This is a genomic window from Planctomycetia bacterium (assembly GCA_034440135.1).
GTDB lineage: Bacteria > Planctomycetota > Planctomycetia > Pirellulales > JALHLM01 > JALHLM01.
Window position 1 is genome coordinate 1 of record JAWXBP010000487.1, and the last position, 7,595, is coordinate 7,595.

Annotated in this window: 9 protein-coding genes and 1 tRNA gene; 2 read left to right on the forward strand and 8 right to left on the reverse strand. The window is 58.5% G+C overall.

Going from position 1 to position 7,595, the window contains the following annotated elements; all coding sequences use genetic code 11:
• Positions 1-20: 20 nt before the first annotated feature.
• Positions 21-1,760: a hypothetical protein gene (locus SGJ19_27695; protein MDZ4784050.1), complete on the reverse strand. Its 1,740-nt coding sequence runs from the start codon at positions 1,758-1,760 to the stop codon at positions 21-23.
• A gap of 159 nt (positions 1,761-1,919) precedes the next feature.
• Between SGJ19_27695 and SGJ19_27700 the strand changes: the two genes are divergently transcribed.
• Positions 1,920-2,297: a hypothetical protein gene (locus tag SGJ19_27700; protein ID MDZ4784051.1), complete on the forward strand. Its 378-nt coding sequence runs from the start codon at positions 1,920-1,922 to the stop codon at positions 2,295-2,297.
• A 227-nt stretch (positions 2,298-2,524) separates the two neighbouring features.
• Here SGJ19_27700 and SGJ19_27705 read toward each other — a convergent pair whose 3' ends face one another.
• From SGJ19_27705 to SGJ19_27725, 5 genes are all read right to left on the reverse strand, one after another.
• On the reverse strand, positions 2,525-2,884 hold the full coding sequence (locus tag SGJ19_27705) for a hypothetical protein (GenBank protein MDZ4784052.1): 360 nt from the start codon (positions 2,882-2,884) through the stop codon (positions 2,525-2,527).
• Positions 2,881-3,645, reverse strand: coding sequence for a hypothetical protein (locus SGJ19_27710; protein MDZ4784053.1), 765 nt, complete (start codon positions 3,643-3,645; stop codon positions 2,881-2,883). Before SGJ19_27710 ends, SGJ19_27705 begins: the two co-directional genes overlap by 4 nt.
• Positions 3,646-3,878: 233 nt before the next feature.
• Positions 3,879-4,139: a helix-turn-helix domain-containing protein gene (locus tag SGJ19_27715; protein MDZ4784054.1), complete on the reverse strand. Its 261-nt coding sequence runs from the start codon at positions 4,137-4,139 to the stop codon at positions 3,879-3,881.
• A 302-nt stretch (positions 4,140-4,441) separates the two neighbouring features.
• The gene (locus SGJ19_27720; protein ID MDZ4784055.1) at positions 4,442-5,197 is read right to left on the reverse strand and encodes a hypothetical protein; all 756 of its coding nucleotides are present in this window, start codon (positions 5,195-5,197) and stop codon (positions 4,442-4,444) included.
• 85 nt (positions 5,198-5,282) lie between these two features.
• Complete coding sequence (locus SGJ19_27725) at positions 5,283-6,437, reverse strand: tyrosine-type recombinase/integrase (protein ID MDZ4784056.1); 1,155 nt, start codon at positions 6,435-6,437, stop codon at positions 5,283-5,285.
• A 93-nt stretch (positions 6,438-6,530) separates the two neighbouring features.
• Here SGJ19_27725 and SGJ19_27730 point away from each other — a divergent pair.
• Positions 6,531-6,604, forward strand: a tRNA-Arg gene (locus SGJ19_27730).
• A 269-nt stretch (positions 6,605-6,873) separates the two neighbouring features.
• Here the strand turns inward: SGJ19_27730 and SGJ19_27735 are convergent.
• Entirely contained in the window at positions 6,874-7,299 is a 426-nt protein-coding gene (locus tag SGJ19_27735; GenBank protein ID MDZ4784057.1) for a hypothetical protein, read from the reverse strand.
• Positions 7,296-7,595 (reverse strand): recombinase family protein (locus SGJ19_27740; GenBank protein ID MDZ4784058.1); only part of this gene is annotated, 300 nt, incomplete at its 5' end. The genes SGJ19_27735 and SGJ19_27740, both read right to left, overlap by 4 nt.

A 7,595-nucleotide genomic window follows, 5' to 3' on the forward strand; every position in this document is an offset into this window, starting at 1 on the left:
CTCCGCCAGCAATACCACGATCAACCCCTCAAACGCTCCTTCTTCCAAGCCGCCGAGCTAAAGTTGTGACGGCGGACATTGGCAGCGCAGGGGTCAATAGTCGAGTCATTCTCGGACTCGAAGCGGCAACCGTCGATAACTCGTTGCCGCATATGGTGTAACTTCATGCTGAACGAGGTTGCCGTGGGCAGGTCATCGGCCTTGCAACGCATGAATTCGCAGAGCGCATCCCGCAGTTCACGGAACTCAGCGTCCTCCGATTGATGCACGTTGTGCAGTACCTCGGCAGTCGATTTCGAGGCGCTGGCATAGGCGCGCAGCCATGCATGAATCAAGTTTGCGGCGGCGTTCGCCTCGACGTCTGACTGCTTCGCCAACTCCAATCGGGTGGTGCCGGGGTCCGCCAATCCAAGCCAAGTGATTGCCCCACGGATCAGCCTTGACCACTGCTCGAAGGATCCCCACTCAACCAATTGCATTTCCGGGCAGCCAGCGACGAAGTAGGCCCGCAGGATGGTGAGCGCTGCTCGTACTAAATCGCCTCGAATCCGGCGCACGTGGGCCTTTAAGTCCGCATGGACAAAGTCGGTACGCTGCTCGGGTCGTTCTAAGTCTGTCTCAATGCGGATATGCAGGCACCGGCGAGCTGTATCCGCCTGAAGGGCGACGTTATTGGCGGTGGCATACCAAATCGTCTGCAGCCGAGCTTTAGCGTTCTTGTTTTCCTTCAGCAACCGGTCCGACCAAATCGTGCTGGTGAGCGCGGCATCGAGACTGGGCCAGCCAAATCGCCCCGCAATATTGTCGATCAATACCATTGGCAGAGCTTCAACAGCGATCGAGGTGATTCTTTTTCTCCATTCCGAGTCGTCTGTGGCGGCGGGCATAGCGGCCATGTCGCGACCAGTAGTGATGATGCCGATCGTATTCGCCAACAGCCCCCCGCCGGCACCTCGCACATTCTTGTCGATCATGAACAGCGGTACGCAACCCTCAAACGCGTGGCGCGCAAACGGCGTCAAGACGCTGGCGAGCCAGCCGGATTTGTGTGCTTCACTGGCAAAATGAAAGTCGCACACCACATCCAACAGCTCTTGCGCAGCGGCCTGTGCGTCGTCACGGCTAGGTTCTGGCTTGATCAAGGGCATGGCCAGGTTTGGGACAAAAAGCAACCCAGTCGCCCGATCGTAGCCTGGCGCGGTGACGACGCTTCCGTCTGGCCGAAGCATCGGCGCTTCAGTAATGCCTTCCAACCGACGAATGCCGGGCCATGATCCACGAGCAGCCGCTTGTTTGACGCACTCTCCATCAACGCGGCTCGGCTTCATCTCACCTTTGCGGTTGTAGGTAAACCAAGCGGCCTCGCGAGAAAGAATCTCACGCAACCGCGGCAACGGCAGCGAAACAATTCGCGGTGAGTCTTTGGGGCGGCTCAGAAAACTCGGAAGACAGTCGTCACGAACCACATGTACAAGGGTTCCACCGCGCTGATAGACCTCTGTTGCGTTTCCCAAGGCCGCAACGGCACGCTCAGTAGCTACGTGCTCTTCGGTCGTGACAATGATTTGGGGGCGACCGTCTGTTACCGTGCACGGCTCCCCGGCAGGCTGCGCAAACTGGTCCCCCAAGCTCTTTCCTCGCTTCGTCTTCGTCTCGGCTGCGCGCAATCGTTTCATGACTTCAGCCTCTTTGAACTCAGCCGGGAATGGGGCCAGTCGATGGATTTCGCCCACGAGTCGCGTCGCCTCGCTGTCGCTCAAGTCCAACTCCACTGCGATGCAACAGACCTTCAGCAACCGCCGCGATCCGTCGTTTTCCTCCATCACCTTGATGCTGATTGCACGCTTCATGGCCTGGCGAAAGCGGTCATCACTCCCCGTGCCGGGAGTTTTTGCTTGTTGTGACGGCGCTTTCGCACCATGCGCGTTCTGAATCTGTTGAACGATCGCGTCGAGTGCCTGCTGAGCTTCGATAATCTCGGCGTGCTCGGCGTCAACGACGTGGCCTGTCAAGGCGAAGTATCGCCCCTGATCGTAGGTTTCAATTTCGATTCCATCCACCGCGGCCTTGTGCTTGATGCCCTCGGGCAGTTTGCCTTTGACGATCAACTTCACGCCGGTGCCGGATGGAGACACCTCGGCATAGCTCGGGATAGCAGCCAGGACGCGTTGCGCCGTCGGGTGCAATTCGCCCGTTGCAGCGTCGCGGCACTTGTCGAGGTCGATGCCAGCGTACGCGTCATCAGCGGAAAACTGAAAACCGATTCCGGCCAGCCCCGGGAACCGCTCCAGGTATGATTGCCAGCAATGCACGAAGCGATTCCAGCTATTGGGGTCGTCACAACTTGCATTTCGGCGATTGACGGGATCCACAGGCACTTTGCGAGGCTTTGCGCCGGCATTGCCTGGGCGCGCTTCCCACGCCACCCACTGTTTGAGGCTCTTCAATTCAGCGGGAAGGCCATCGCCATTAACCTTGAGCCACTCTGGCGTGGCGACAAGCGTCGCGTTTCCGTTTAGGGGCGTCATTCGTGGCCTCCTTCTTCTGCCGGCCCCCGCAGGTCCAGGTACGTGCGCAGCTCCGTTTGGGCGTTGTACATCAGCCGCTTATATTGCTTGACGTCCTGGAGCAGCTGTTGAATGCGGATCTGGCGATAGTAGTCCAAGAGTTCTTCCAACAATTCAACCGGCATGCGCATCGCATATCCCGCTTGCGCACGCACCTCTTCGCCGCCGCCGTATTTCTCGACATACTCGGCAACGTCGCGCAACATCTGGTGAAGACGCTCGGGATGGTCTGCAAGGCGAACCAGATCATGACTTTGCTGAGGTGGCAGTTCTGCGTAGGGGTAGAATTCTTGGTCGAATTCATCGTAGGTGCTCATTCGGCGACCTCCAATCCCGCAATCATTGAATCGAGCGTTTGCCGCTCGGCGGCCTCTACGTGGCGAAGCTGCGTCAAGGCGCGATTGTCGATATGCTCCACGATGCAGCTATGAACGATGTTCCGCGGTTCCCTCGGCAGAATAGCATCGACTTCGACTGACTCGCCGACGAACGACTTTGAGCGGCTGCCACTCGTCTTGGTTGGCCTGGTCGGCAGGTCGAATTCATCGATCTGTTGCTCGGTGACGGCTTCACGCTCGAAATGAATCTCCGCGGCCGGCGCGAAGGCGCTCAGGTCGCGTTCCACCTTTCGCGGAATGTCGACTCCGCTCGGATCTTGATCACCGAAGTAGTAGATATAGGTTGGCTTGTGTTCGGCCATGCTCTCCGCCGAAGAATGCAAGAAAGTGAGCGATGGATAGCCGCGCGTGACCATCAGGGGAACGTCCCACTCGACCGTCACGTCTAGCAGTACGCCGGCCAATGCGTCCTTCTCCAGCCAGACTTCCACATCCACTTCTTGGCTGTCCCAGATAGCGCGTCGGTAGGTTTGCTGCGTGATGCGGAGCATTTCCTGCATGGACGAATAGGTGCGAGGCTTTCGCTGCCAGCGGGTGTTGTCAGCGATCCAGTGATACGGCATTTGGCCGCGGCGCCGCATCTCCGCCAGCAGCCTATAGACCGTCGTTTTGTACTCGGCCTCCGTCTTGGCAATGGTGCCTCTCGTAACCAGTTGGTAGTAAATTTGGCGCACGGTCATCGGCCGTTCCGCCTCGACCAGCTCCAGGATGGTGTCGCAGAGACTGGAGATGCTTACCTTCGACCGCCTCGGGCGCTTTTTGGGGTAGACCCATAATTGAGTTCCGTCGTGTTCGCGACCGACGGCACCGCGACGACGGGGGGCCGTTCGGCAGAACGGGTTGACTTCATGATGCTTCGCCTACCAAGGGGCTCACTCCGGCCTTTGGGCGGAGTGCTCGAATACGCCCAGGCCTATTTGAAAAACTCAACGACGTTTTCGGTCGAGCGTTTCCGGCGAGGAGAAGCGGCCGGAACCGGAATGACTTGGCGAGATCGCTCAAACGCTTCAATGTCCGCGACATCGATCAAATAACGGGGGCGCTGCCCCCGCTTAGTGGCCCCGTTGATGGCTCGGAGTTCACCGGTGCGGATCCAAGCGATAATCTTGCCCGGCTCCACGCCAAACAACCTGGCGACTTCCGGCGGTGTGAACTTGCGCTTGGTCAGTTGCACGGCGCGGCCCCATGCTCTGTGGAGGTCGCAGCGGGTACCTGACGCAACGTCGCCTCAACGACGTGCCAATCGAAGCGGACGCTGCCGTCTGGCAAGACAACGTGAGGGAGCTTCCGGCGCTTGGCCAGCCGCTCGGAACGCCCCAACGGCCAAGAAAGCCGCTTGTCGATCTCGATCCCCAAAAGCAACATATTGTGTTTCTCCCCATAAACTCATGGGGATCAACGCAATTGCGCGAATTCAAAGGACCTTTCCAGACCTTTATTGAACTTTTGGCATTTTTCCGAATTGAAACGGTAAGCTCACCGCTTCCGACGTCCCTTTTTTACCGAGCCTCGGATTTCGGGAGCCATCACCTCCCCGTCACGCCCATGCTTATACTGGGCTGAGAGAGTCGCGCCTTTGTTTTGCTTCTTGGCGTCGAGCTCGGCCATCCTAGACTCCAACGTATTCCACCATTGAACTAAGCCTTGCTTGACCACCGAAGGTCTACTGCCGCGGCCGCCCAATTTTATTGGGCCTTCGAACTCGCTGTTCAGCTTTCGGACCAATTCCTTGTTCTCGTTCGGCTGCTTGACGGCATCCAATATCGAGGGCCAGCCGAACAATCGCGCCACCGGCGCCAGGTTGTTTGAAGTCGGTGAGGTCAAGGCGGGCGGTAACGTGGCGCCAGCTGAAACTCGCGTGGCACTTTGACGAAGCTCGCGCACCGCAGTGTTCAACGAATGCACATCCACGCCCTGCACAAAGCACCATCGAGTCGACTCATGCCCATGAGGTGATTTCCCTTCGCCAAATCTGATTGTCGGAACTGCGTTCAAGAGCCATCGGTCTGGCACTTCGATACCAGTTCGAAGCAACCTTTTTTGAGCATCTTTTACGGTGAATTCCTGCGCCTGTGCCCACCTTCGCAAAGCGTCGGTCAACTCCTTCATTCCTTCCTCGTCAAACTCACCGGGGCACAAATACATGTGCCGCCGAAAAACGGTTAGTGAAAACTGATAGGCGGTCGCAAGTTCTGTTAGTGCTTGCTCTGTCTCCATCAAATCCTGAGGCATGCGGTGGCCCTCATTTTCATGGGCAAAAGCGTTTGCAGGCAGTGTCCTAATGCCTTTTCCAACACCTAACCGGTCGTAATTATACTTATTTCGCCTTCTTCGTCGACTTACCGAACAGCCACTCGCGAACGTGATCCGTCACGGCGCGTAAGCGTTCGTCGCTGATGCGCTCGCGGTAATGCCCCGCCATCGTGCTATCGACGTGCCCCATGATCGCGTTCACCGCGACTTGGTCCCTGGGCTCGCCGCCGATCGTTTCGGCCACGTGGCGCAGCGCGTAGAAGTTTCTGCCGGGTCGATACAGCCCGAGTTCGTCGAGTAGCTTCTTGAATTCCTGCGAAAGCGGATTGCCCGGCTTCACGCGGAACCAACTTTGTCCGCGTTTCGTGACGAATACCAGTTCCTTGACTTCCGCCACCTTGGGTTCCGGCCGATGCTCCAATGATTCGCGAATCGCACTGACCGTCTCCGCCCATAGTGGTACGCGACGCTCGATGCCAGTCTTAGGTCGGGGGAACGTCAACCAGCCGGTGGTCAGGTCCAACGCCGAAAGCGGCAGGTTCCCGATATCCGAATTGCCGAGTCCGGCATTCACGCCAAGCAGGATCATGGCTTCCAGGTGCGGTGACGCCGTCTTGAGCATTCGTTGAATCTCGTGCGCCTCAAACATCATCACGCCGCGCTTGGCACGCTGCTGTCGAATCGCCTTGCGGCTAGGCTTCTTAAATTCGCTGCCGAACAACATCGGTCGATCGACCAACCGATTCTCAAAGGCGTATTTGAACAGCGATCGCACGCGCTGGATGTTGTTTCCCAAGCTGACGGGGCCGCGACCTTTGGCCAGGTGCTCGCGTAGCTTTTCAAAGTCTTCCGGTTGGATGTCGTCCAGTAGTCGGCTTTTGCCGACAAACGACAACACTGCGCCGCAGGTGGCGAAATAGTCGACAAAGCTGCGATGCGTCAATTCGCCGGTGTCGACCAGTCGTTGCTTGGCAGACAAGAACCGATTCGCTAGATCGCGGACCGTAGCGCCGTCGAGGTTGGCGGGCGGCCGCCGTCCCTCCAGAAGATAATCCTTCTGCTTGTTCCAGAGGGACAACGCGGCGTCGGCGTCACGCCAGACGCCAAAGAAGCAAAGCTTGCCTCGTACTTTTTTCGCCCACTGCCCGTTCCCGTGTGGGAACAACGGGTAGTCGGGATGCGGTTTGGCAGGCTTCGCCGATTTGGTATGATTGCTCATGCCAGTTTCCTTCGCCGGGTGTCGCAACGGGTGTCGCTAGCATGATAGCAACTCGGCGGAAAGTGGCAAACAAGTGCCTAAAACAAGGCATTTGCGCCCGTGGCGCAACTGGATAGCGCATCGGTCTTCGGAACCGAGGGTTACAGGTTCGAATCCTGTCGGGCGTACTCATTAACTCTTGCGAACTCAGTGCGACACGGAGGTTAGCTCTCGGGACGCGAAGCGGGGCTAACGTAGGTCGCGAGTTATCCGTAGTCTGCGAAAGAGTTTGCGACGACGGCGGCGATGACTCGGCGCTCTCGGTTTTCTCGCGGGGAGCGTTGTAGGCGAGGGTTCGCTCCGTCCCGCCGAGAAATGGCTCGCGAACTCTCGCGCTCTCGGTTTAGAAGACCCTTGCTTATTAGCAACCTCGTTGCGTTCGCGTGGCGGAGACAACCTACCGCGAACTGGCTTCGTCCTCACGACGTCTCTGCTGAAGCATGGCCCACATGCGCCGCTGCTTCCGCCAATCGAGCGTGGTGGCGATCGGGCGAACGTCGGTCTCCTTGACGGGATCGCGGCCGTGGTCGGTTCGTGGTAAGTGCAGAATCTGTTCCTGAAGGTCGGGGGCCAGATTTAAGAGCGCCATGATTTGCGTCATGCGGGCAGTGGTGATGTGGCCGAAACGGGCTAGTTCCGACTGGTCCGCCACGACGCCGTCACGAATCAGCTTCTCGCAACGGATCGCCAGCGCCATCAACCGGGCGATGCGCGGGATTCGGCCGCCTGGCGTCTCTTCTGCGGAACCGTTGCGGAGCTGCTTCTGGCCACAACGCCGACGACTCACGTGAAATTCACGGGTGACGGTAAGGCGGCAGTTCATGCGGCGTCCTCCTGGTGGCTGGCGAGTTCATGGGTCAGCGACTTGATACCGGCGGGGTGGAACGTCAGCGAGATACGGCCATGCTCGCCATCGTAGTCAACCCGTTCGACGAGCAGTTCCAGCACACGGGACTGCTCCCGCGGCGCTAGGGTCTCCCACAACTTGTCGAAGTCGGCCAGGGCGCGCGTCACCTCCGCTTCGTCCACAAGCTTGCCGCGTAACGAGACGAGTTCGTTGTCGATTTCCGTGAGCCGGCGCTCGGCGACGCGAACGCGTTCCTGAGAATCCGCCAAGAG

Bases quoted from the DNA above. Each gene is read 5' to 3' on its own strand.
- SGJ19_27705 (MDZ4784052.1), bottom strand. From the start codon at position 2,884: ATGAGCACCTACGATGAATTCGACCAAGAATTCTACCCCTACGCAGAA.
- SGJ19_27710 (MDZ4784053.1), bottom strand. From the start codon at position 3,645: ATGACCGTGCGCCAAATTTACTACCAACTGGTTACGAGAGGCACCATT.
- SGJ19_27700 (MDZ4784051.1), top strand. From the start codon at position 1,920: ATGCGCGTTCTGAATCTGTTGAACGATCGCGTCGAGTGCCTGCTGAGC.
- SGJ19_27725 (MDZ4784056.1), bottom strand. From the start codon at position 6,437: ATGAGCAATCATACCAAATCGGCGAAGCCTGCCAAACCGCATCCCGAC.
- SGJ19_27720 (MDZ4784055.1), bottom strand. From the start codon at position 5,197: ATGCCTCAGGATTTGATGGAGACAGAGCAAGCACTAACAGAACTTGCG.
- SGJ19_27735 (MDZ4784057.1), bottom strand. From the start codon at position 7,299: ATGAACTGCCGCCTTACCGTCACCCGTGAATTTCACGTGAGTCGTCGG.